Source organism: Methylobacterium sp. 77 (assembly GCF_000372825.1).
In the GTDB taxonomy this organism is placed as follows: Bacteria; Pseudomonadota; Alphaproteobacteria; order Rhizobiales; family Beijerinckiaceae; genus Methylobacterium.
The window spans coordinates 1,105,288-1,128,169 of record NZ_KB910516.1; the positions used below are offsets into that span (position 1 = coordinate 1,105,288).

Annotated in this window: 20 protein-coding genes; 10 read left to right on the forward strand and 10 right to left on the reverse strand. The window is 69.1% G+C overall.

What is annotated here, in order from left to right; translation table 11 throughout:
* Window positions 1-5: 5 nt before the first annotated feature.
* A complete protein-coding gene (gene cobF / locus A3OK_RS0105145; protein WP_019903867.1) occupies window positions 6-764 on the reverse strand; it encodes a precorrin-6A synthase (deacetylating) in 759 nt (252 codons plus the stop codon).
* Between the two features lie 80 nt (window positions 765-844).
* Here cobF and A3OK_RS0105150 point away from each other — a divergent pair, with 80 nt between their 5' ends.
* The 7 genes from A3OK_RS0105150 to A3OK_RS0105180 all read left to right on the forward strand — a co-directional run bounded on the left by A3OK_RS0105150 (window position 845) and on the right by A3OK_RS0105180 (window position 10,609).
* Window positions 845-1,294 carry a hypothetical protein gene (locus A3OK_RS0105150; protein WP_245259315.1) on the forward strand — a complete coding sequence of 150 codons (450 nt, stop codon included), beginning with the start codon at window positions 845-847 and terminating at the stop codon, window positions 1,292-1,294.
* 86 nt (window positions 1,295-1,380) lie between these two features.
* Window positions 1,381-3,069 carry an efflux RND transporter periplasmic adaptor subunit gene (locus A3OK_RS0105155; protein WP_019903869.1) on the forward strand — a complete coding sequence of 563 codons (1,689 nt, stop codon included), beginning with the start codon at window positions 1,381-1,383 and terminating at the stop codon, window positions 3,067-3,069.
* A gap of 12 nt (window positions 3,070-3,081) precedes the next feature.
* Window positions 3,082-6,219, forward strand: coding sequence for an efflux RND transporter permease subunit (locus A3OK_RS0105160; protein WP_019903870.1), 3,138 nt, complete (start codon window positions 3,082-3,084; stop codon window positions 6,217-6,219).
* A 15-nt stretch (window positions 6,220-6,234) separates the two neighbouring features.
* Entirely contained in the window at window positions 6,235-6,660 is a 426-nt protein-coding gene (locus tag A3OK_RS0105165) for a DUF305 domain-containing protein (protein WP_019903871.1), read from the forward strand.
* A 148-nt stretch (window positions 6,661-6,808) separates the two neighbouring features.
* Window positions 6,809-7,327 (forward strand): (2Fe-2S)-binding protein, encoded by a 519-nt coding sequence (locus tag A3OK_RS0105170; RefSeq protein ID WP_019903872.1) that lies wholly within the window; start codon window positions 6,809-6,811, stop codon window positions 7,325-7,327.
* The gene (locus A3OK_RS0105175; protein WP_019903873.1) at window positions 7,324-8,370 is read left to right on the forward strand and encodes a xanthine dehydrogenase family protein subunit M; all 1,047 of its coding nucleotides are present in this window, start codon (window positions 7,324-7,326) and stop codon (window positions 8,368-8,370) included. The genes A3OK_RS0105170 and A3OK_RS0105175 overlap by 4 nt, the downstream gene beginning before the upstream one ends.
* Entirely contained in the window at window positions 8,360-10,609 is a 2,250-nt protein-coding gene (locus tag A3OK_RS0105180) for a xanthine dehydrogenase family protein molybdopterin-binding subunit (RefSeq protein ID WP_026596959.1), read from the forward strand. Before A3OK_RS0105175 ends, A3OK_RS0105180 begins: the two co-directional genes overlap by 11 nt.
* Window positions 10,610-10,714: 105 nt before the next feature.
* On the opposite strand, the gene A3OK_RS0105185 is transcribed toward A3OK_RS0105180, so the two are convergent.
* The 5 genes from A3OK_RS0105185 to A3OK_RS0105210 form a co-directional block, all read right to left on the reverse strand.
* The gene (locus tag A3OK_RS0105185; RefSeq protein ID WP_019903875.1) at window positions 10,715-11,062 is read right to left on the reverse strand and encodes a hypothetical protein; all 348 of its coding nucleotides are present in this window, start codon (window positions 11,060-11,062) and stop codon (window positions 10,715-10,717) included.
* A 192-nt stretch (window positions 11,063-11,254) separates the two neighbouring features.
* A complete protein-coding gene (locus A3OK_RS0105195) occupies window positions 11,255-12,799 on the reverse strand; it encodes a M10 family metallopeptidase C-terminal domain-containing protein (RefSeq protein WP_019903877.1) in 1,545 nt (514 codons plus the stop codon).
* A gap of 172 nt (window positions 12,800-12,971) precedes the next feature.
* Entirely contained in the window at window positions 12,972-13,769 is a 798-nt protein-coding gene (gene otnI / locus A3OK_RS0105200) for a 2-oxo-tetronate isomerase (protein ID WP_019903878.1), read from the reverse strand.
* Window positions 13,770-13,809: 40 nt separating this feature from the next.
* Entirely contained in the window at window positions 13,810-14,538 is a 729-nt protein-coding gene (locus A3OK_RS0105205) for an anti-sigma factor (protein ID WP_019903879.1), read from the reverse strand.
* Window positions 14,535-15,086: a sigma-70 family RNA polymerase sigma factor gene (locus A3OK_RS0105210; protein ID WP_019903880.1), complete on the reverse strand. Its 552-nt coding sequence runs from the start codon at window positions 15,084-15,086 to the stop codon at window positions 14,535-14,537. The genes A3OK_RS0105205 and A3OK_RS0105210 overlap by 4 nt, the downstream gene beginning before the upstream one ends.
* Before the next feature lie 369 nt (window positions 15,087-15,455).
* On the opposite strand from A3OK_RS0105210, the gene A3OK_RS0105215 reads away from it, so the two are divergent.
* Window positions 15,456-16,430 (forward strand): S1C family serine protease, encoded by a 975-nt coding sequence (locus A3OK_RS0105215; protein ID WP_019903881.1) that lies wholly within the window; start codon window positions 15,456-15,458, stop codon window positions 16,428-16,430.
* 31 nt (window positions 16,431-16,461) lie between these two features.
* Window positions 16,462-17,892 carry a methylenetetrahydrofolate--tRNA-(uracil(54)-C(5))-methyltransferase (FADH(2)-oxidizing) TrmFO gene (gene trmFO / locus A3OK_RS0105220; protein WP_019903882.1) on the forward strand — a complete coding sequence of 477 codons (1,431 nt, stop codon included), beginning with the start codon at window positions 16,462-16,464 and terminating at the stop codon, window positions 17,890-17,892.
* Between the two features lie 104 nt (window positions 17,893-17,996).
* Here the strand turns inward: trmFO and A3OK_RS0105225 are convergent, their stop codons facing one another.
* Complete coding sequence (locus tag A3OK_RS0105225) at window positions 17,997-18,521, reverse strand: GNAT family N-acetyltransferase (protein WP_019903883.1); 525 nt, start codon at window positions 18,519-18,521, stop codon at window positions 17,997-17,999.
* 144 nt (window positions 18,522-18,665) lie between these two features.
* Window positions 18,666-20,360, reverse strand: coding sequence for an L-lactate permease (locus A3OK_RS0105230; protein WP_019903884.1), 1,695 nt, complete (start codon window positions 20,358-20,360; stop codon window positions 18,666-18,668).
* Between the two features lie 261 nt (window positions 20,361-20,621).
* Between A3OK_RS0105230 and A3OK_RS0105235 the strand changes: the two genes are divergently transcribed.
* The gene (locus A3OK_RS0105235) at window positions 20,622-21,545 is read left to right on the forward strand and encodes a manganese catalase family protein (RefSeq protein WP_026596960.1); all 924 of its coding nucleotides are present in this window, start codon (window positions 20,622-20,624) and stop codon (window positions 21,543-21,545) included.
* 75 nt (window positions 21,546-21,620) lie between these two features.
* Here A3OK_RS0105235 and A3OK_RS0105240 read toward each other — a convergent pair whose 3' ends face one another.
* Window positions 21,621-22,499 (reverse strand): phytoene/squalene synthase family protein, encoded by an 879-nt coding sequence (locus A3OK_RS0105240; protein ID WP_019903886.1) that lies wholly within the window; start codon window positions 22,497-22,499, stop codon window positions 21,621-21,623.
* Window positions 22,496-22,882 carry an MTH938/NDUFAF3 family protein gene (locus tag A3OK_RS0105245; RefSeq protein ID WP_019903887.1) on the reverse strand — a complete coding sequence of 129 codons (387 nt, stop codon included), beginning with the start codon at window positions 22,880-22,882 and terminating at the stop codon, window positions 22,496-22,498. Before A3OK_RS0105245 ends, A3OK_RS0105240 begins: the two co-directional genes overlap by 4 nt.

A 22,882-nucleotide genomic window follows, 5' to 3' on the forward strand; every position in this document is an offset into this window, starting at 1 on the left:
GCTACCTATTCCGCGCGTTTTCGCAGGAGGTAGATGTCCATGATCCAGCCGTGGCGTGCCCGCGCCTCTGCACGGACGCGCCGGATCTCGGCGGCGACATCGCCGAGTCGGCCGGAGAGGATGATTTCGTCGTCGCTCCCGAGATAGGCGCCCCAATAGATCGTCAGGTCCGGATCGAGATGGGCGAAGGTCGGATCGCCATCGAGCATCACCACGGTGGTGTCGGCATCCGCGGAGAGGCCTCCGGCGATCTGGCGCCCGGTGGTGATCTGCACCGGCGCGCCGATGCGGTTGAGGGCGATGCGGTGGCTCGCCGCGAGCGCCTGGACGCTGGTGATGCCGGGGATCACCCGATAGTCGAAGACGAGGCGGCCTCGTGCCACGATCCGGTCGATGATGCGCAGGGTGCTGTCGTAGAGCGACGGGTCGCCCCAGACCAGGAAGGCACCGCACCCGTCCTCACCCAATTCGCGCGTGATCATCGCCTCGTAGAGGGCGGCACGGGCGCTGTGCCAATCCTCGACGGCAACGCCGTAATCGGCAGGGTTGCGGTCGCGTGCCGGGTCCTGGGCCTCGACGATGCGGTAGGGCCGCCCTTCGATGTAGCGCTCGCAGATATCGCGGCGCAGATCGATGAGGTCGGCTTTCTCTCCTCCCTTGTCGAGGACGAAGATCACATCCACCGTGTTCAAGGCGCGGATCGCCTGGATCGTGACGTGCTCCGGATTTCCGGTGCCGATGCCGATCACGAGGATCTGTCTCACGTGTGAAGCCTCCCGACATGCGATCGCCCTGCGATCGGCTCTGTCGCGGGCGCATGCCCTATGCTAGGCTCGGCGTCGACATGAAACTTGACCGGCCCAATCTGGACCGGGGCCTCGCGCTCTGGCTGATGGCGGTGATCGTCACGATCGCCGGCTTCTGCATGTCGTCGCCCGCGAGTGCCCATACCGGCCACGGCCACGATGGCGGCGCTCATGTCGAGCGGGTCCAGCCTCCGATCGCTCACGATGCGAAAGCGGTCCTGGCGGCAATAGCCGAGATCGGCATGCCCGCCGTGGTATCGGATGTAGCGGTGTCCGTCCTACGGGCCGAACCCCATTTCGGCTGCACCGGTCCCTGCTGCACCGGCGGCTGCGGAGCCGCCTGCTGCTGCGCCATCGGCTTGGCACCGGCCGATGGGGATGTCGCCTCCGCTCCCGGCCTGACCGACCCTGTTCCCACGGGCGCTGTCGCTGCCCGGACGGATGTCGCCCCGGATTCCCTGTCCGAACCGCCGAGATCCTTCGCCTGATGTAACGACGGCCTTCCCGCCCGGCTGCCTGCCGGCCTCGCGTGGAAAGCCGTTTCCAGCTTCAGCGGCGTTAAGGTTCTCGCATCATGTCCTTCGTTTTTCCGGTCGCCCTGCGCGTCGTCGCAGCGTGCGCCATCGCATGGGCAGGCCTGTCCGGACCGGTCCTCTCCCATGAGGGGCATTCCCACGGCGACGAGGCCCCTCTCCTGCCCGTCACGGCAGCGGCACCGCGGGCGGAAGCCCGATCGGAGCGCTACGAGCTCGTCACCACGGTGCAGGGCAACGACCTCGTCTTCTACCTCGACGCGTTCGAGACCAACGCGCCGGTCACCGACGCCATCCTCGCCCTCTCGACGCCGAACGGGCGCAGAACGGCCGAGATTCAAACCGATGGCACCTACCGGCTCTCGGCGCCCTGGCTCGAGGAAACCGACCATCACGATCTCATCGTCGCGGTGACGGTGGAGGGCAGCACCGACATCCTCTCCCTCGATCTCGACCGTCCGCTCGCCAAAAGCCCGGCGGCCAAGCCCGAGATCTCAGCCACGGCCTCCTGGGCCGACCGTCTGAAGCACCAGCCGCCCTCCGTCACCGCAGCCGGCGGCTTCCTCCTCGGCCTCGGCGCCGTCGTCCTGTTCCGGCGCCGCCGCACGATCCCCATCGTCGTCGTCCTTGCCGTCACGGCGACGATCGTGCTGGGCAGCGCCGCACTCGCGCATGAGGGCCACGATTCCGCGCCGGCGGAGGGCGGGATGATGGCGGCCCCGGCCGCGGGCAGCACCGACCGGGCCAAGCGTCTCACGGACGGATCGATCTTCGTGCCGAAATCCCTGCAGCGGCTCCTCATCCTGCGCACCGCCATGACGGCGACGGAAACCGTCGCCCGCACCGTGGCCCTGCCCGGCCGGGTCATCGCCGATCCCAATGCCAGCGGCGTGGTGCAATCCTCCGTCGGCGGCCGTCTGGCCCCTCCGGAGAGGGGTTTCCCACGCCTCGGAACCCGGGTGAAACGCGGTGAGATCCTGGCCACCGTCACGCCTCCGGTCCAGGCGGTGGACGTCTCGGACATGCGCCAGCGCCAGGGCGAACTCGACCAGCAGATCGCGATCCTCGATCGGCGCGTGACCCGGTTCGAGCGGCTGGCGGGGACGGGGGCCGTGGCCCAGACCCAGCTCGACGATGCCCGCTCCGAGCGAGACGGGCTCAAGGACCGCCGTGCGGCCCTCGACGCCGTGCGTGGATCGCCCGAGGCGCTGGTCGCGCCCGTGGATGGGGTCATCGCCGAGGCCAGCGCCACCGCAGGCGCCATGGCGGCCCCCGGCACTATCGTCTTCCGCATCGTCGATCCGGCGAAGCTCTGGGTCGAGGCCTTGAGCTTCGAGGCGCTGGCGCCCGAAGGCGCGGCGACCGCCCGCCTCGGAGACGGGCGCACCCTGGCGCTGACCTATCGCGGGGCCGGCCTCGCCGACCGCAATCAGGCCGTGCCGGTGCAGTTCGCGGTGACCGGTGACCCGGCCGGCTTGCGGCTCGGGCAGTTCCTCACCGTCCACGCTGCACTGACGGGGGAGCGGTCCGGTCTCGCGGTGCCGCGCTCCGGCGTCCTGCGCGCCGAGGGCGGCAGCGTCGTCTACGAGCATGTCGGTGCGGAGCGCTTCGTGGCGCGCGCCGTCCGCACGGATTCCCTCGATGCCGACCGGACGCTCATCGCCGACGGTCTGGAGCCGGGACGTCGCGTCGTCGTCCAGGGCGCCGAACTCCTCGACCAGATCCGCTGAGGAGAAAGCCCCATGTTCGGCCTCATCGTCGCGCAGTCGCTGCGCAACCGCCTGCTCGTGCTGGCCCTCGCCTTCGCCCTGGTCCTCACCGGCGCTCTTTCCCTCGCGCGCCTGCCCGTCGACGTCCTTCCCGATCTCAACCGGCCCACCGTCACCATCCTGACCGAGGCCGAAGGGCTCGCTCCCTCTGAAGTCGAGCAGCGGGTGACCTACCCGATCGAGACCCGCATGAACGGCCTTCCCGGCGTCAGCCGGGTCCGCTCGGTCTCCGGTATCGGCCTCTCCATCGTCACCGTGGAGTTCGATTGGGACACCGACCTGTTCCGCGACCGGCAATTCGTGAATGAGCGGCTGGCGCTCGCGCGCTCGGAACTGCCGCCGAACGTGATCCCGCAGATGGGGCCGGTCTCCTCGATCATGGGCGGCATCCTGCTCGTGGCGGTGACGTCGAAATCGGCGACGCCGATGCAGATGCGCGAGACCGCCGATTTCACCTTGCGCCCGCGCCTGCTCTCGATCCCTGGCGTAGCGCAGGTGATCCCCATCGGCGGCGAGGTGCGCCAGTTCCGGGTCGCGCCGAACCCCAGCGCCATGCGAGCGCTCGGCGTCACCGATGAGGCCCTCGCCCGCGCGCTTCAGAATTACGGCGGCAATGCCGGCGGCGGTTATTCCGAAGCCGGAGGTCGCGAGGTCCTGATCCGGGCGCTCGGCCGTACCACCGATCTCGACGACCTGCGCAATCTCGTCGTCACGACGCCGGGCGGGCCGATCTACCTGCGGCAGGTCGCCGATATCGGCTTCGGAGCTCGCCCGAAGCGCGGCGACGGCGGCTTCATGGGCAATCCCGCCGTGGTGATTTCCATCGAGAAGCAGCCGGGCATCGACACCGTGCGCCTGACCCGCGAGGTCGAGGCCGCGCTCAAGGAGATCGGCCCCTCCCTGCCCCACGGCATCGAGGCTGGTAGCGTCCTGTTCCGGCAGGCGGATTTCATCGAGACGTCGCTTCGCAACGTCGTCACGGTGCTGATCGAGGCCGTGGCCGTGGTGGCGGTGGTGCTGTTCGTCTTCCTGATGAATGTCAGGACCACCCTGATCTCCCTCGCCGCCATTCCCGTCTCGATTCTCGCCACCGCCACGGTGTTCTCGCTGCTCGGCCTCTCCATCAACACGATGACGCTCGGCGGCCTCGCCATCGCCATCGGCGAGTTGGTGGACGACGCCGTGGTCGACGTGGAGAACATCCTGCGGCGCCTGCGCGACAACAGGGCCGACGGTTCGCCGCGCACCTCCTTCGCGGTCATCGTCGATGCCTCGAACGAAGTGCGCTCCGGCATCGTCTACGCCACCATCATCATCTGCCTCGTCTTCGTGCCGCTCTTCGCCCTTTCGGGCATCGAGGGCCGGCTCTTCGCGCCCCTGGGCCAAGCCTACATCATCGCCATCCTGTCGAGTCTCGTCGTCTCGCTGACCCTGACGCCCGCCCTCTCCTCGTGGCTGCTTCCCGGCCTCAAGAGCCTCGATCATCCCGAGAGCCGGCTGATCCGCAGCCTCAAGCGAGCCAACGGCCGTCTCGTCGAGACGGCCTTCGCCCATCAGCGCCTCGCCATGGCCTGTGCGATCCTCGCGGTCGCCGCCGCCGGCTACGGCGCGGGGCTGTTGCCACGCGCCTTCCTGCCGACCTTCAACGAGGGCTCGTTCACGGTCACCACCACCTTCACGCCCGGCATCTCGCTCGCCGAATCCGCCCGCGTCGGCGCCATCGCCGAGCGCCTGCTGATGGACATCCCGGAGGTCGACAAGGTCGGGCGCCGCACGGGGCGCGCCGAACTCGACGAGCATGCCGAGGGGGTCCATTCCACCGACCTCGAAATCCGCCTGAAGCCCGGCGGGCGCGAGCGTGACGCCATCGTCGCCGATATCAGGGGACGGCTCGCCGTTCTGCCGGTCACGGTGAATGTCGGCCAGCCGATCTCGCACCGGCTCGACCACATGCTCTCCGGCGTTCGGGCCGAGATCGCCCTCAAACTGTTCGGCGAGGATCTCGACGCGCTGCGCCGCACCGCCGAATCCCTGCGCGAAACCCTGTCCGCCATTCCGGGCGTCGCCGACCTTCAGGTCGAGCGGCAGGTGCGCGTTCCCCAGATCGAGGTGCGCGTCGACCCGGCCAAGGCCGCCCTCTACGGCATCTCGCCGGCGACGGTGGTGGATACGGTGGGGCAGCTCGCCAATGGCCGCGTGGTCTCGACCCTGGTGGACGGCCTGCGCCGCTTCGACGTGGTCCTACGGCTGCCCGAGAGCGGCCGCTCCATGGCCGCCCTGCGCGAGCTCCTCATCGAGACGCCGTCGGGCTGGGTGCCCGCCCACGCCCTCGCCGATATCGCCGAGCGCGACGGCCCCAACCAGATCCTGCGCGAGAACGGCCGCCGCCGCATCGTGGTCCAGGCCAACACCGAGCCGGGCTCGGACGGGTCGAAGGTCGCCGCCGATATCGAGCGAGCCCTGGCGCGGACGACGTTGCCGGAGGGGATCAGTGCGCGCCTCGAAGGCGCGTTCGAGGCACAAGGGGAGGCCACCCGCCGGATCGGCCTCCTCGGCCTCGTCTCCTTCGCGCTGGTCTTCGCGCTCCTGGCGAGCCGCTACCGCTCGGGCGTGCTGGCCCTCATCGTCATGGGCAACGTGCCGCTCGCCCTGATCGGCAGCGTCGTCGCCCTCACCATCGCCGGCCTGCCGCTCTCGGTGGCCTCGATGATCGGCTTCGTGACGCTCACCGGCATCGTCGCCCGCAACGGCATCCTGAAGATCAGCCACGTCCTGAATCTCGGCCTCAACGAGGGGCTACCCTTCGGCCCCGCCCTGGTCCTGCGCGCGAGCAACGAGCGCCTCGTGCCCGTGCTGATGACGGCACTCGCCGCCGGCATCGCCCTGGTGCCGCTCCTCGTGGACGGGACGGCCCCGGGCAAGGAGATCCTGCACCCGGTCGCGGTGACGATCTTCGGAGGACTCATCAGTGCGACGCTGCTCGACGCGGTACTGACGCCGGTCCTGATGCTGCGCTTCGGCGGCCCCGCCTTCGGACGCCTGCGCGAAGCGCCCGACGATGAGGCCCCCGCCCCGGCCGGAGCCACGCCCTCCCCGCCCGCAACCTTCTGACGACAGGAAACTCCCATGACACCGATGAAACTCGCCGCCATCCTGGCTTTGAGCCTCTCCAATCCGCTCCTCAACCTCCCCGCGATCGGTGCCGAACACCGCCACGAGGACGGCACCACCCATACCGACAGCCATGACCACGCCCCCCGCACTCCCGCGAAGGGCAAGGCCGCCGACACGCCTGCGACGCGCGCCTTCAAAGAGGCGAGCATGCGCATGCACGGCGACATGGACATCCGCTATTCCGGAGATGTCGACCGCGATTTCGCCGCCGGCATGATCCCGCATCACAAGGGTGCCCTGGCGATGGCGAAGATCGCGCTCCAGCATTCGAAGGATCCCGAAGTCCGCACCTTGGCGGAAGCCATCGTCAAGGCGCAGGAGAGCGAGATCGCGCAGATGGAAGCCATCCTGAAGCGCACCGATCCTGCGAAGAAGTGAGGTCTCCGCCCCTCGCCTGAACAGGCCCCATCGCCGGCGGGTCTCCGGCAGGTCACTTGGCCGCACGCCCCCTGGTCCCCCCTGCGAGCAGAGCTATCTGGAACGCCTCCAGACTGATCACTCAGTGCCGGCAGGAGGCGACTCGAGGATGAGCATTCCTATCACTCTGACCGTCAACGGCATCGCCCGCAGCCTCGTCATCGAAGATGCGCGGGTGACCCTGCTCGATCTTTTGCGGGAGCGGCTCGACCTCACCGGCTCGAAGAAGGGCTGCGACCGAGGGCAATGCGGTGCCTGCACCATCCTCCTCGATGGAATGCGGGTGAATTCCTGCCTCGCTCTGGCGGTGAGCCATGACGGTTGCTCGATCACCACGATCGAAGGTCTGGCCGGGCCCGATGGGTTGCACCCGGTCCAGGCGGCCTTCCTCACCCATGACGGGTTCCAGTGCGGCTTCTGCACGCCGGGGCAGGTCATGAGCGCGGTGGGCCTGATCCAGGAGGGTCACGCGGGTGACGATCCCGAGCGCATACGCGAAGGCATGAGCGGCAACTTGTGTCGATGCGGCGCCTATGCCGGCATCACCGAGGCGGTGCTTGCAGCCCACGGGGTCATGACCGGCCCGGACGTTCTGCCCGGCGGCTACGTTCAGGAGGATGCGGCGTGAACCGGTTCGATTACGTTCGCGCCTCGTCGGTGGCCGACGCGGTCGCCGCCTTCGGTCCGGGCACGCAATATCTCGCGTCAGGCACCAACCTCCTCGACCTAATGAAGGGCGGAATCACCCGTCCGGAGCGCATCGTCGACATCAGCCGTGTGCCGGGACTCGACGCCGTCGTGCGCCTTCCCGATGGGGCGACCCGCATCGGCGCTCTGGTGCGCAACAGCGCCCTGGCCCACGATCCGACCTTCGCCCAATCCTATCCCGCCGTGGCCGAAGCCCTGCTCTCGGGTGCCTCGGCGCAGTTGCGCAACGCCGCGACGACGGCGGGCAACGTCCTCCAGCGGACGCGCTGCCAGTATTTCTACGACCCCGCCAGCGCCTGCAACAAGCGCGCGCCGGGGGCCGGCTGCGAAGCGATCGGCGGCGAAACGCGGACCCACGCCATCCTCGGCTGGAGCGAGCATTGCATCGCCACCCACCCGTCCGATCTCTGCGTACCGCTGGTCGCCCTCGACGCGGTGGTGGAGATCGAAGGACCGAATGGCGCTCGCGAGATGCCGCTGGAGAGTTTTCATCGCCTCCCGGGCGAGCAGCCCGAGCGGGAGACCGAATTGGCTCCGGGCGAACTCGTCGTCGCCATCAGGCTGCCTCCCGAGGCGTCCTCCCTCGCGACCCATTCGCGCTATCTCAAGCTGCGGGAGCGGACGTCCTACGCCTTCGCGCTGGTGTCGGTCGCCGCCGCCCTGCGGATCCAGGCGGGCCGCATCGCGGATGCGCGGATCGCACTCGGTAGCGTCGCCCTCAAGCCCTGGCGGGCCCGCGAGGCGGAGAGCCTTCTCGCTGGCCGTGAACCGACCCCGGACCTGTTCGCCGAGGCGGCCGACATCGCCCTCGCCGACGCGAAGCCGTCCGGTGACAATGCGGCCAAGGTCGAACTCGCGCGGCGCGTCGTGCGGCGTGCGCTCGCCCTTGCCCTGGCCGGAACGCCCGATCGTGTCCCCGCTCTGCCCGCCAGCCCCTTCTCGGGAGCGACCCATGATTCCTGAGCGCGAAACCTCAAACCGCATGCGCCACGGCGCCTCCATCGGCCAGCCGGCGACCCGCAGGGACGGCGAGGCCAAGGTGACGGGCGCCGCCCGTTACACCGCCGATTTCAAGCCGGACGGGATGCTCCATGCCGTCATGGCGGTGAGCACCATCGCCAAGGGCCGGGTCACGCATCTCGACATGGAGGCGGCGAAAGCCCATCCCGGCGTTAAGGCGGTGATGACCCCCGACAACGCGCCGGCGCTCGCTAAATCCCCGGACGAGAAGGACAATCCCTTCAGCTTCCGGCTCAACCTGCTGCAGAACCACGAGGTTCGCTACGCGCACCAGCCGATCGCGGTGGTGATCGCCACGACGCTGGAGGCCGCCACCGAGGGGGCCGTCCTGCTGGCGCCGCGCTACGCCGCCGAGACCCCGCATGTGGGCCTCGATGCGAGTGAACCCTTCGTGCCGGGAACCATCGGCGCCGGTTCGGCGACCTCGGAGGGGATCGGCGACGTCGAGGCCGGCATGGAGGCGGCCGAGGCCCGCCTCGTCGCCACCTACGAGACGGCGGCGCAGTATCACAACGCCCTGGAGCCGCATTCCACGGTGGCGCGATGGGACGGCGACAAACTAGTTCTCTACACTCCGACTCAGGCGCTCTGGGTCGCCAAGGGTCGCATCGCGGGGCTGCTCGGCATTCCGCCGGAGAATATCCACATCGTCAGCCACTATCTCGGCGGCGGCTTCGGCTCGAAGGGCTTCCTGTCCGCGCCGCAGATTCTCGGGATCATGGCGGCAAAGCTCGTGGGCAGGCCGGTGAAGCTCGTCACCCGGCGTGAGCAGATGTTCGGTCCGGTCGGCCATCGCGCAGAGACGCGCCAAACCCTGACCCTCGGGGCGAAGCGCGACGGCTCGCTGACCGCCTACCATCACCACACCCTGACCCAGACCAGCGCCTATGACGATTTCTTCGAACCGTCCGGCATCATCTCGCGCCACCTCTATGCCTCGCCCGCCATCGCGACGACGCATGAAGGCGTGCGCGGCGATATCGGCACGCCGATCTTCATGCGCGCGCCGGGCGAGGCCTCGGGCAGCGTCGCGGTGGAGAGCGCCCTCGACGAGCTTGCCCATACGCTCGGGATCGACCCGCTGGAGCTGCGCCTCAAGAACTACGCCGAGGTCGAGCCGATCACCGGAAAGCCGTTTTCTTCGAAGGCCTTGCGCGAATGCTACGCCCAGGGAGCAGAGCGGTTCGGCTGGGACGGGCGCCCTCTGGCGCCGCGGCGGATGCGGGATGCGGACGGCCTTCTCGTCGGCTGGGGGCTCGGCACCGCGACCTATCCGGCCAGCATGTTCCAGGGTGAGGCGCGGGCGACGATCCGGGCCGACGGCAGCGCACTGATCGAGACCGCGGCCCACGATATGGGCCAGGGCGCCTGGACCGTGCTCGCCCAGATCGCCGCCGACGGCACCGGTCTGCCGATGGAGCGGATCGACCTGCGGATCGGAGAATCCGACCTGCCCAATGGCGGGCTCGCCGGCGGCTCCACCGGCACGGCGACCTCCGGCATGGCGGTCCACAACGCGGCGAAGGCGGCGATCGCGCAGCTCTCCGAGCTGGCCACCAGCGATCCCGCCTCCCCCCTCTACGGGGCCGGCAATGCCGGCGTGATCGCCTCGGACGGACGCATCGCCCGCGCCGACGACCCGGCCCGGTCGGAGAGCTTCGCGGAGATTCTGGCGCGCGCCGGCCGGGATTCCGTCGTCGCCAAGGGACAGGGCGCCGGCGACCCGGCAGCGCAAAAAACCTATGCGATGCATGCACATGGGGCAGTTTATGCCGAAGTGAAGGTCGATCCCGATCTGGGCCAGATCCGGGTGACCCGCCTCGTCGGCGCCTTCGCGGCCGGGCGCGTCGTCAACCCGCGCCTCGTGCGCAGCCAGTATTACGGCGGCATGATCTGGGGGGTCTCCCTCGCCCTCCACGAACATGCGGTGATGGATCGCCGTTCGGGCCGGATCATGAACGCGAACCTCGCCGATTATCATGTGCCGGTGAACGCCGACATTCCGTTCGTGGAGGCGATCCTGGTGGAGGAGCACGACCCGCACGTGAACGCTCTCGGGATCAAGGGCGTGGGCGAACTCGGTATCGTCGGGACGGCCGGGGCCATCGCCAACGCCATCTGGCATGCTACCGGCATACGGGTGCGGGAGATCCCGATCACCCTCGACAAACTGCTGGATTGAGGCGCGCGAGACGCCCGATCGTGGGGCGCCGGAGGCCGGATTGCGGGGGTTCAAGGCCGGATCGCGGGGCGCTGAGCCGATCGCCGAGTCTCGCCGCGATCCGGCTCAGATCGGGCGGAGGCGGCGCCTCTCGCGCGCATCGTCCATGGCCGCCGGAATACCGCTGAGCACACGGAGCGGGTGGGTGCGGACCGTGCGGAACCCATTCGGGATCGGGCCGCAACCGATGCAGACCGCATAGGTCCAGCGCAGCCAGAGGCTGGTGTTCTGCCGGTCGATTCCATCCTGGCGCTTTCGCGCCTCGGCGATGGCGGCCTTGATTTCGGCGGCCCTCTCATCGCTGACCGCCCGTCGTTGCTGAGCCGTGACGCTCGGCGGGTTCTGTCCCGGCTCTGCGCGGCAGGGCGATGACAAGACGCCTGCCACCGCCAACAATCCCAAGATCCATCGCATGCGTGCCTCCGAAATCGCGGACGGCATTCCCCGTTTTCGGGACGCTACGGACGAGGCCGCGGAAAAGTTTCGGATCTCGGATCGTCGCGGACAATTCCGCACCATCGGAGCGGAGTTCCGCAGCCTGTCGCGGGCCCGCCTTCGAAGTTCGAGCACCTGTCGCGACCTCGCCTCGAACCTGACGAAGCCAGCCTAGACCACCAGCAGGTCCGCGAAGGTCAGCGCCACCTTCGTGTCGAGCACCGCGATGGTGAGGGCTCGGCCCGCTCCGCTTCCATCGGCATCGTAGGCGAGGATGCCGGTCTCGTGGTCGTAGAGAACGCGATCATCCGCATCGACCGCGCCCGACGCGACATCCTTGAACACGGATTCGGCGAGCGTGCCGCCGCCGAGGGCGGTGAAGATCTTGGCCGAGAGCGCGACGACATCGTCGGTGAGGGAGAAATCGCGGATGTGATCGACATTGCCGGTGCCGGGCCTGGTCCGGAACAGGAAGGTGTCGTCCCCCGCGCCCCCCGTCAGGACGTCGTTGCCGCCCCCTCCCGTCAGCGTATTGGCGCCGCCATTGCCGGTGATGACGTTGGCTCGGGCATTGCCGAAGCCGTCGAGAGCCTCGGTGCCGAGGAGCTTGAGGTTCTCGATGGAAGTTCCGAGCCGGTAGCTCACCGTGCTCAGAACCCGGTCCGCCCCCGCTCCCGCGGCCTCCTCGATGATGTCGAGGCCGTCGGTGACGTAGGTATCGTTGCCGAGGCCGCCGCTCAGGCGGTCGGCTCCCCCCGCACCGTCGAGCCGGTTGGCGCCGTCGTTGCCGATGAGGATGTCGTCGCCGGAACCGCCCTTCGCCTTCTCGATGGCGACGCCGTTGGCGATGGTGAAGCCGCCGGTCAGGGTCTCTGAGGTGGAGAGCCAGCCGCCCCCGCCGATCTCGGCCTTCAGGGTCGCAGCGCGCAGGTCGATCTTGGCCGAACTCGCGCCGTCATAGACGATCGTATCGGAGCCGCCGGTATCCCAGATCGTGGTGTAACCGTGGTTGGCGTCGACATCGTCGCCGAAGCGATAGACGTCGTTGCCGGTGTTGTGGGCGCGCGCGCCGTAGAGGTGCTGCAGCGCCGCGATGTCGATGGCGCCGAAGGAGCCCGGCTGGGCGTTGAGCGCGGTATTCTCGTCGCGTTCGGGCGTGAACGGGTTGTCCTCGCCCCAGAACGGAGAGATGTAGCCCATCACCGTGTAGATCTGGGAATTGAGGTTGCCGGTGCCGACATCGCCCGGCTCGACAACGCCCGGCAGCCTGCCGTTCTCGCCGTCATGCGGATGGCCGAGGCCGAGGCTGTGGCCGATCTCGTGGATCCAGGTTTCGGAATAGGTGCCGAGGCGGATCACGTCGGCGGCGGCCTCGACACTCTCCGGATCGATGCCCACGGCGGTTTCCAGCGAGGTGATACCGGGAGAGGGCGTACCGGATTCGCCGCCGCCGCCGACATCGAGACGCTGGACGAGTTGGGCCTGAGCCGCATCGCCTTCGACGAAGTCGAGATTCGCGACGCTGCTGACGCCGTCGTAGATCTCCTTGTAGAACGCCTTCCAGTCGCCCTCGTCGAAATCGTTGATCCCGTTGGCGTCGATGTCCTGCGACTTGAACCCATAGGTCAAGGTCGTGGCGTTCCAGGCGCCGTCGAGGATGAGACTGTCCACCACGGCATTCCCCGTCAGGGCGACAGGTCTGTAGAGGTCGGCCATGAGGCGGTCTGTCCTGAGGGTGATCGCGGTCGCGGCCGTCTGATCCGGCCGCGCCGGTCTCTAAGCACGGTGCCCTGTCGCGAACAATCGACGAGGCCGGCCGCCCTCGATTCGTGCCGGCTTCGGGCGAGACGTGGTTGACGAGGTCTGAAACAGGCCCGGCGCAGTCGCGCTAGAGCCGCGTCGGCCCGGACGCATGGGCGTCCAACCACCCCAGCCCGTCCCCGGTCGCCCCGCGCGGATTGTATTCGCAGCCCACGCTCCCGGCATAGCCGAGCCGGTCGAGTTCGGCGAAGACGAAGGCGTCGTTCACCTCGCCCGTCCCCGGTTCGTGCCGCGCCGGCACGCTTGCGATCTGGACATGGCCGATCAGCGGCAGCAGGTGCGCCAGTCGCGTGGTCACGTCGCCGTGCAGGATCTGGCAATGGAAGACGTCGAACTGGAGCTTGAGATTGGTGGCCCCTTCCGCGCGCAGCGCCGCGACGAGGGCGGCGGCGGCATCGACATCGTCGAGGAAGTAGCCGGGCATGGAGCGGCGGTTGATCGGCTCGATCAGGAGATCGAGCCCGTGCTCGGCGAGGCGACCGGCGGCGTGAAGCAGGGAGCGGCGATAGGCATCCATGGCGCGCGCGTCGCGCCACTCGGCGATGCCCGCCATCATGTGCAGGCGCGGGCAGCCGGTGGCCAGCGCATAGGCGAGCGCCGTCTCGATCCCCTCGGCCACTGCGTCGAACCGGCCGGGCAAGGCGGCGAGCCCGCGCTCCCCGGCTGCCCAGTCGCCCGGCGGCATGTTGAACAGGACGAGGTCGAGCCCGCTGGCGGCGAGGCGCCGGGCGATCGCCGCCGGCGGGTGGTCGTAGGGAAACAGCATCTCGACGGCGGTGAAGCCGGCACGGGCGGCGGCCTCGAACCGGTCGAGGAAGGCGTGCTCGGTGAAGAGCAGGGTCAGGTTCGCGGCAAAGCGCGGCATGGCGGGCCTCGATCTCGATCCGTCTCGAACTCGGCGGAGCTCAATCCCGGATGAGCTTGCCCGTATAGACCACGGGGCCGGTCGGCAGGCCGGTTGCCGAGCCGTTCGGCGGCTCGACCGAGACCGCGAAGACGCCCTCGCCGCGCCGGGCCGCCTCCGAGCCGGCGGGCAGGGTCAGGCGGGCCGCATCCTTGCCGATCAGGCCCAGCGATTTCGGCGTCTTGTCCGCCCCCACATACCAGAGTTCGAGGCTGTGCCCCGCCGGGGCCTCGGCGCCGACCGGGCGCACCCGCACCGTCCCCGCCGCCGTATCGATGCTGACGATGAGGGCCGGAGCCTCGCCGCCGCTGCTGACCACGGCGACGTAGCGCGCCTCGCCGGGACCTGGCTCTCCGACTCCGCCGGGGCGTGGACCGACGGCGATGAACAGAGCGAGCCCGGCCGCCAGCGCGGCGGCACCGGCCGTGGCGGCGCGCCACAGGCCGAGCTTTCGCGACAGGGAGGCCACGCGATTGTCGTTCGCGGCCGGAGACGGCGAGGTCCGGGCCGGCAGCGCGCGCAGGATCGCCGGCCAGACGCCCGGACCCGGCTCGCTCTCGGGCACGATGTCGGCGAGGGGCGCCAGACGGCGCTCCCAATCCCGCACGGCGGCGCGCGCCGCCGGGTCGACGGCGAGTTCGAGATCCATCGCAGCACGCGCGTCGGCGTCGAGCGTGCCGATCACGTATTCGGCGGCGCGCAGATCGCGCTCGGCGGGGTCCTCGGTCATGCCGGCCCCTCCAGGCAGCCGCGGAGGGCCGCGAGCCCGCGATGCAGCCAGGTCTTGATGGTGTTGACCGGCCGCTCGAACCGCTCGGCCAGTTCCTCCCGCGAGAATCCCTCGCAATAGGCGAGCACGACGCAGTCGCGCTGCGTCGCGTCGAGGCGGGACAGGCAGGTGCGCAGGGCGTCGCGCCCCAGGATCGCACCTTCATTGTCGTGGGGATCGGCCAGCCGCTCCACCCAGTCCACTCCGTCCTCGGTCACCGGCCCCTGAACCTCTCCCTTGCGGCGAACCCCGTCGATCGCCCGGTTTCGGGCGATGGTACAGAGCCAGGGCAACGGGCGGCCCGCCTCCGGAGAGAACGAGCCGGCATTTTGCCAGATCCGGAGGTAGACATCCTGAAGCACATCTTCGGCCATGCCACGATCCCGCTGGATACGGAGCACGATGCCGAAAAGTTTCGGGGCGGTGAGATCGTAGAGCGCTCGCAGAGCCTGCTCGTTGCCGGATGCGACCGCCGAGATCAGGCGCGCCAGTGCCACATCGTCACGCAAGGGTCGGGGCGTCCTCTGTGCGCGACATGGTGAAGCCGTTCGATCTGTCGGGAACGTTACCGACGAGTCTTAATCGAGCGACGGCGCGCAGGCTACCGCATGGCGCGCAATCGATGTGGATCGACGCGCCTCTCTCCGGTCCGGCCCGCGCAAGGGAGCATCGAGAGGCGCATGAAGGGGTGCTCATGAGTGCAAGCACATGACTGAAAGCGTTCGCACGGTTGCGCCTGCGTGGGTGTTCGACGGCGAGCCGGCGACCTATCTCTGGACGGAGCCCGGCGATCCTTCGAGGATGCGGAGCCACGGGTCTTCCGGAGACCGCGCTTCGAGAGGCGGCGCTCCTGGACGAAGGACAAGGAAGCGGGATCGATGACGTCGCACGGAGACTGGAAAATTCCCGCCGCCGTGCAGCCCAAGGCCGGCGACTACGCCTACGACCTCGACCGGGCGCTGTCGGCGATCGTGTCGCTCTCCACGCGCATCCCGCCGGAGGCGTTCACCGCCGAGACCCTGGGCACGGAGCGCGCCGGCAACGGCGTGGTGATCCGCGACGACGGCCTCGTCCTCACCATCGGCTACCTCGTGACCGAGGCCGAGAGCGTCTGGATGACGACGCATGACGGACGCTCGGTCCCCGGCCACGTGGTCGGCTTCGACGCCGTGACCGGGTTCGGCCTCGTCCAGGCCCTGGGCGACCTGAAGCTGCCGCCGCTTCCGATCGGGCGTTCGGACAGCCTGAAGATCGGCGACAAGGCGGTGGTGGCCGGAGCCGGGGGCCGCACGCGCAGCGTCGCCGCCAAGCTGATCGCGCGCCAGGAATTCGCCGGCTACTGGGAATACGTCCTCGACGAAGCCCTGTTCACCGCGCCCTCGCATCCGCATTGGGGCGGCACGGCCCTGATCGGCCCGGCGGGCGACCTGCTCGGCATCGGCTCGCTGCAACTGCAGCAGGGCGGGACCGACGGCCCGAAGGCGATCAACCTCGTCGTGCCCATCGATCTCCTGCCGCCGATCCTCGACGACCTCACCAATCGCGGGCGGGCGGATCGCCCGACCCGGCCCTGGCTCGGCCTCTATGCCAGCGACAGCGACGGCATGGTGGTGGTGATGGGCCTCGCCGATGACGGCCCGGCCGAGAGCGCCGACCTGCGCGTCGGCGACGTGCTCTCGGCGGTGGCGGGCGAGCCGGTGGAGGATCTCGTCGGGTTCTTCCGCCAGATCTGGGCGCTGGGCGAGGCCGGCGTGCGGGTGCCGCTGACGATCGAGCGCGACGGGCGCCCGATCAAGGTCACCGTGACGTCGAGCGACCGCGAGCGCTTCCTGGTCTCGCCGCAGCTGCATTGATCGGGGCGGGTCACGGGTCTATCCCGTGGCCATGACCGACCGAGCAGATCCCTCCCCCATCCACATCGTCGGCGGCGGCCTCGCCGGGTCGGAGGCCGCCTGGCAGATCGCCGAGAGCGGCTATCCCGTCATCCTGCACGAGATGCGCCCCACTCGCGGCACCGAGGCGCATAAGAGCCAGGACCTCGCCGAGCTCGTCTGTTCGAACTCGTTCCGCTCGGACGACGCCAACGGCAACGCCGTCGGCCTGCTGCACCAGGAGATGCGCACGCTCGGATCGCTGATCCTGCGCGCGGCCGATGCCAACCAGGTCCCGGCCGGGGGCGCGCTGGCCGTGGACCGCGACGGGTTCGCCGCCGCCGTCACCGCCGCTCTCGAGGCGCATCCCCTCGTCACCATCTTCCGCGAGGAGGTCGAGGGGCTGCCGCCGGAGGATTGGGGCCGGACCATCATCGCCACCGGCCCCCTCACCTCGCCGGCCCTGGCGGAGGCGATCCGCACGCTAACCGGGGCCGAGGCCCTCGCCTTCTTCGACGCCATCGCGCCCATCGTCCACCGCGACTCGATCGACATGGACAAGGCGTGGTTCCAGTCGCGCTACGACAAGGTCGGACCCGGCGGCACGGGTGCGGATTACATCAACTGCCCGATGAACCGCGAGCAGTACGACGGCTTCATCCGGGCGCTGATCGAGGGCGACAAGATCGGGTTCAAGGAATGGGAGGCGACCACCCCCTATTTCGACGGCTGCCTGCCGATCGAGGTGATGGCCGAGCGCGGACCCGAGACCCTGCGCCACGGGCCGATGAAGCCCGTCGGCCTCACCAACCCGCACGACCCTACCGTGAAGGCCTGCGGCATCGTCCAGCTGCGCCAGGACAACGCGCTCGGCACCCTCTACAACATGGTCGGCTTCCAGACGAAGCTGACCTATTCCGAGCAGGTGCGGGTGTTCCGCACGATTCCGGGCCTGGAAAACGCCGAATTCGCGCGGCTCGGCGGCCTGCACCGCAACACCTATCTCGACAGCCCCCGCCTCCTCGACGCGACCCTGCGCCTGAAGGCGCGGCCGTCCCTGCGCTTCGCTGGCCAGATCACCGGCTGCGAGGGCTATGTCGAGAGCGCCGCCATCGGCCTCATGGCGGGCCGCTTCGCCGTCGCCGAGGCGCGCGGCGAGAGCCTGGCGCCGCTGCCCGCCACCACGGCGCTCGGCGCCCTCATCGGCCACATCACCGGCGGTCACATCGCGGCGGAGGAGGCCGGGAGCCCGCGCTCGTTCCAGCCGATGAACGTGAATTTCGGCCTGTTCCCGCCCCTCGACCATGCCCCGAAGGGAGAGGGCGGCAAGCGCCTGAAGGGGCCGGAAAAGGCCGTCGCCAAGAAGAAGGCCCTCACCGACCGGGGGCGGGCCGATCTCGCCGCCTGGATGGGGACCGGCGCGGTGCAGGCGGCGGCGGAGTAGAGGTACGCCCGACCCTCTCGTTCGGGCCAGTGCCCTCGATCGCGCGGAGCAGGCTCATCGTGATGGGCGTGCCGCCGATCACCCGCCGTCGCCGCGCCCTTCGTTCAGGCCGGATCGAGCGAAAAGATCCTCCGGCCGGGCCGGTGGCCCTCGTCGCCGGTGTCGCGAAAGCCGGCCTTGATGAGGAGCCCGCGCGAGGCCGTGTTCTCGGGCCGGCACTCGGCGACGATGAAGCGGTGGGGGAAGCGCTTGCGCAGGATCGCGACGGCGCCGCTCACCGCCTCGGTGCCGTAGCCCCGGCCGCGGGCGGCGCCGCCGACCCAGTAGCCGATCTCGACCGCGTGCTCTCCGCGCAGGTGGAGGCCGATCACCGCCACGAGAACCCCGTCGGCCTTGGCGCCGAGGAAGCAATCCTTCCGCGGCTTGCGCCGGCCAATGAGACGGCGGGCATGGTCGAGGGTGAAGGGCTCGGGCAGGAAATCCACCACGCCGGTGATGGCCGGATCGGCGGTCAGCGCCTGGACCGCCTCCGCATCCGCCTGGACCAGCGGCGCGAGCCGCAGGCGGGGCGTCGCATGCGCGGGCAGGTTCGACAGGGAGTAGCGCGAGGCGAGCGTGCGAAAGAACATGGCCTTCGAGGTGGGGCAGCGCCGCGCCGAGGGCAAGACGCGTCGTTTGCGGAGAGGACGTTCGGTCGAGGAGCGCGACAAAAATGAAACCCGCCCCGGCATGGCCGGGACGGGTCGGTCGCTCGGTGGTCCGGTCGGCCGATCCTACGGATGGATGACCATCGCGTTGAACGGGTAGACGTAGGCCTGGAGCATCACCAGGCAGCCGACGAGGCAGGCCAGCACGATCGAGTGCCAGAACACGAAGCGCAGGATCTTGCTCTCCTGGCCGAAATAGCCGGTGGCGGTGGAGGCGACGACGATCGACTGGGCGTCGATCATCTTGCCCATGACGCCGCCCGACGAGTTCGCCGAGGCCATCAGGATGCCCGACAAGCCGAGCTGCTCCGAGGTGATCTTCTGCAATCCGCCGAAGAGCACGTTCGAGGCGGTGTCGGAGCCGGTCAGGGCGACGCCGAGCCAGCCGAGCAGGGTGCCGAAGAACGGGTAGAGGATGCCGGTTCCGGCGAAGGCCAGACCCAGGGTGGCATCGACGCCGGCGTAGCGGGTGAGCACGCCGAGAGCGAGCATCGCCGAGATGGTGATGAGCGAGTAGCGCAGCACCCAGATCGTCTCGAGATAGGCCGTCACCAGGCGCCAGGGCGAGAAGCGCATGAGCAGGCCGGACAGGATAGCCGCGAACAGCACGCCGGTGCCGGTATAGGACATGTAGGCGAACTTGAAGACGGCCGCTTCTGGATGGGCTGTCGCCACCACCGGCGGCACCTTCATGATCATGTTGTGCAGGCCCGGCACCGGGTAGTTCCAGATGAAGATCGGATCGACGATGTCCTTGAAGAACTTCGTGCCCCAGATCGCCACGATCACCGAGAGGATGATCCACGGGACCCAGGCCATCAGGATCTCGGAGGAGGAGGCGGTGCGGGCATCGGCGCCCGTGGGAGCCAGCTTGGCGCCGCCCGTGGCGGTGACGTAACCGATGGAGGGATCGTTGCCGCGCAGGGCCGGCGAGGTCCAGATCACGGCCGGGCGCCAGAAGCGCAGGAACAGCACCAGGGCCCCCATGGAGACCAGGGCGGCGCCGATATCGACGATCCACGGGTTGACGTAGTTCGAGATGCCGAACTGGGCGAGGGCGAAGGAGCCGCCGCAGACGAGGATCGCCGGCCAGATCTGCAGCATGCCGCGGAAGCCCGCGAACACGCAGATCAGCCAGAACGGCACCAGCACCGAGAAGAACGGCAGCTGGCGGCCGATCATCGCGCCGAGGATGTAGGGGTCGTAGCCGGTCACCGAGGCGAGGCCGGCGATGGGGGCGCCGAGGGCACCGTAGGCCACCGGGGCGGTGTTGGCGATGAGCGAGAGGCCCGATGCGGCGAGCGGCGAGAAGCCGAGGCCGATCAGGATGGCGCCGGTGACGGCCACCGGGGTGCCGAAGCCGCCCGCGCCCTCGAAGAACGCGCCGAAGGCGAAGGCGACCAGCAGCAGCTGGAGCCGCCGGTCGGTGGTGATGCCGGCCACCGATTGCTGCAGGGTGGCGAACCAGCCCTTCTCCACCGTCAGGCGGTAGAGGAAGATGACGTTGAGGATGATCCAGCCGATGGGGAACAGGCCGAGCGCGATACCGTAGCCGGAGGCGCGGGTGGCGAGATCCGCCGGCATGCCGAACAGGAAGACGGCGACGCAGAAGGCGAGGACCAGGGACAGGACGGCCGCGATATGCGCCTGGACCTTGCCGCTGGCGATCATGCCGAGCAGCGCGATGACCGGCAGGGACGCCGCGAGCGTCGAGAGCCAAGGGCTCCCAAAGGGATCGTAGACCTGATTCCACGTATTCACGGGCGTCGTGCTCCTCGGTGGACCCGATCTCACGCCGGGGCCTTGACATCGTTGCTAGCAGAGCAGTGGAGCCGGCTCAACGCGAAGAATCTTGTATTCAGATTATGTTGCGCCCGTGCTTCGGTTTCCTCCCCCCGCGCGGCGGCGACGCTGCGAAACGCCGGCGGAACGGCCCGAACGACCTGTCGAAGCTTCGGAACATGAGGGTCGGGCGCCCGTTGCCGATCATAGTCGTCAGGTCGGAGATACGGAGATAAACCTATGTTTATGCGCGTCGACAAGCTGCAAGCCGAGCTTCCTGCACCGAAAAGGAAAGATCCCAACGCGGCCGCTGCCCTGCAAGAACTGTTGGGTGGAAAGTATGGTGAGATGTCGACGCTGGGGAACTACATGTTCCAGAGCTTCAACTTCCGCAGCAAGTCCAAACTGAAGCCATTCTATAGCCTAGTTGCCGCCATCACGGCCGAGGAACTGGGCCATGTCGAGCTCGTCAGCAACGGCGTCGCGATGCTGAACAACGGTCCGGACAATGACGGCGACAAGACGGATGGCGGCGACATCTCCAAGGCGCCGTTCGAGGACATGAAGGACATCCGCCTCGCGGCCGCGTTCCTGTCGAATGGCGGCGGCGTGACCCCGGTCAGCAGCAACGGCGCGTCCTGGAACAACGATTTCATCACCACGACGGGCAACGTCGTCGTCGACCTGCTCCACAATTTCCATCTCGAATGCGGCGCCCGGCTGCACAAGCTCCGGGTCTACGAGACGCTGACCGACCCGACGGGCCGCGAGGTCTGCGGCTACCTGCTGGTGCGCGGCTCGGTCCACGCTCACGCCTATGCCCTGGCGCTGAAGAAGATCACCGGTGTCGAGATCGAGAAGTTCCTGCCGACGCCGAACATCAACCTCGACAAGATCCCCGAATGTCAGAAGTACCTGCAGGAGGGCTCGCATCGCCGGCTCTACACGTTCAGCCCCGGCGACTATACCGAGATGGCCGGCATCTGGGGCAATGGCGAGGTGGCGCTTCCGGGCGACCCGCCGGGTGAGCTCAGCGTCGTGGAAGGCATGCCGGAAGGCGGCAAGATCCACCAGCTCACCGGCGTCCCCTCGGCCTTTACGCCAGATTACGCGCCGGAAGAGATGTTCGAGATCGCCAAGAAGCTGACGAAGAAGGCGCGCTGAAACGACAACGCCTCCCGATCCGGGCGATCGGGAGGCGTTGCTTCGTTGGCGGAGAATGGATGCGTCGCGACGCGCTCAGCCCTTCCGCGACCCGCGCCAGAGCCACCACAACCGGCGCCAGCGCGGCAGCGCGATGTGGGTGTTGAGGGGGTCGTAGCCCGGCCGCTCCATCCGCGCGAGGCTCGGCTCCACCAGGGCGGTGGGGAGAAAGGCGGGCAGGGCTGCGGGAGCGACGGTCGCGCGCGCCTCCTCGAAGGCCTTGAGATGCCGGCGGGCGAGAGCCCGCAGATCGGCCGTCGCCCCGAGGAGACCGGGGCCGCCGCGCCCGGTGACGATGTCCTCGCGGGTGACGCCGTGATCCTTGAGGATGTCGGCGGGCAGGTAGACCTGTCCGTTGCGAGCATGCCAGGGCAACGCCCGCAGGAGGCCGGCGACCCCGTAGGCGACGCCCGCATGGCCCGCCGCCGCCGCGCCGCCGGGCTCGGCGCCGTCCGCGAGGACGAGGCCGCCGAGGCGGATCAGGGAGGAGGCGGTCTCGCCGCAATAGCCTTCGAGATCGTTGATCCGCGGCATCGGATCGTCATAGAGGTCGAAGACGCGGGCATCGACGAGATCGACGAAGGGCTGGCGCCCGAGCCGGCGCTTGACGATGGCGTCGTCGAGAGCGGCGGCGACGGGATTGGCCTTCACGTCCCCCCTCGCCTCCCCCTGGAGCGCATCGCGCCACCATTGCAGGCGGATCTCGCCGGCCATCGGGTTGGTGGCGGCATCGCGCACGCGGGCGATGGTGAGGCTGAAGGCGCTGAGCGCGAAGAGATGCGGTCGGAACGCGGCCGGCGCGAACAGGGTCGCGAAATAGCGGTCCGGATCGCCCTCCCGCACCAGGGCCTCGCAATGCGCGAAGGCGAAGGCCAGGGGCTCCGCCGTGGTGGGACTGGTTTCGGTCTTCGTCACGCGACCGCGATCAGCGCGGCGGCGACCTTGCGGTTCTCCGCCATCAGGATGTTGTAGGTCCGCGCCGCGGCCCCCGTCTGCATCACGTCGAGGCCGATGCCGTTCTCCTTGAGCCAGCGCCGCAGGGTGTCGGGAAACGGCGCGATGTCGAGACCGGTGCCGATGAGGAGCAGTTCGACCGCCCCCGCCTCGGCCACGATGGGGCGCAGGGCGTTGCGGTCGATGGCCTTCGCCTCGGTGACGTCCCAGGCCCTGATGCCGCCCGGCGTCACCAGGACCGAGCCGCGATGCGACATGTCGGCGAAGCGGAAGCCGCCATTGCCGTAGGCGTCGATGAGATGGCGCCCCGGAACGAACCCGTCGTGCAGGCTGCCCACCGCCAT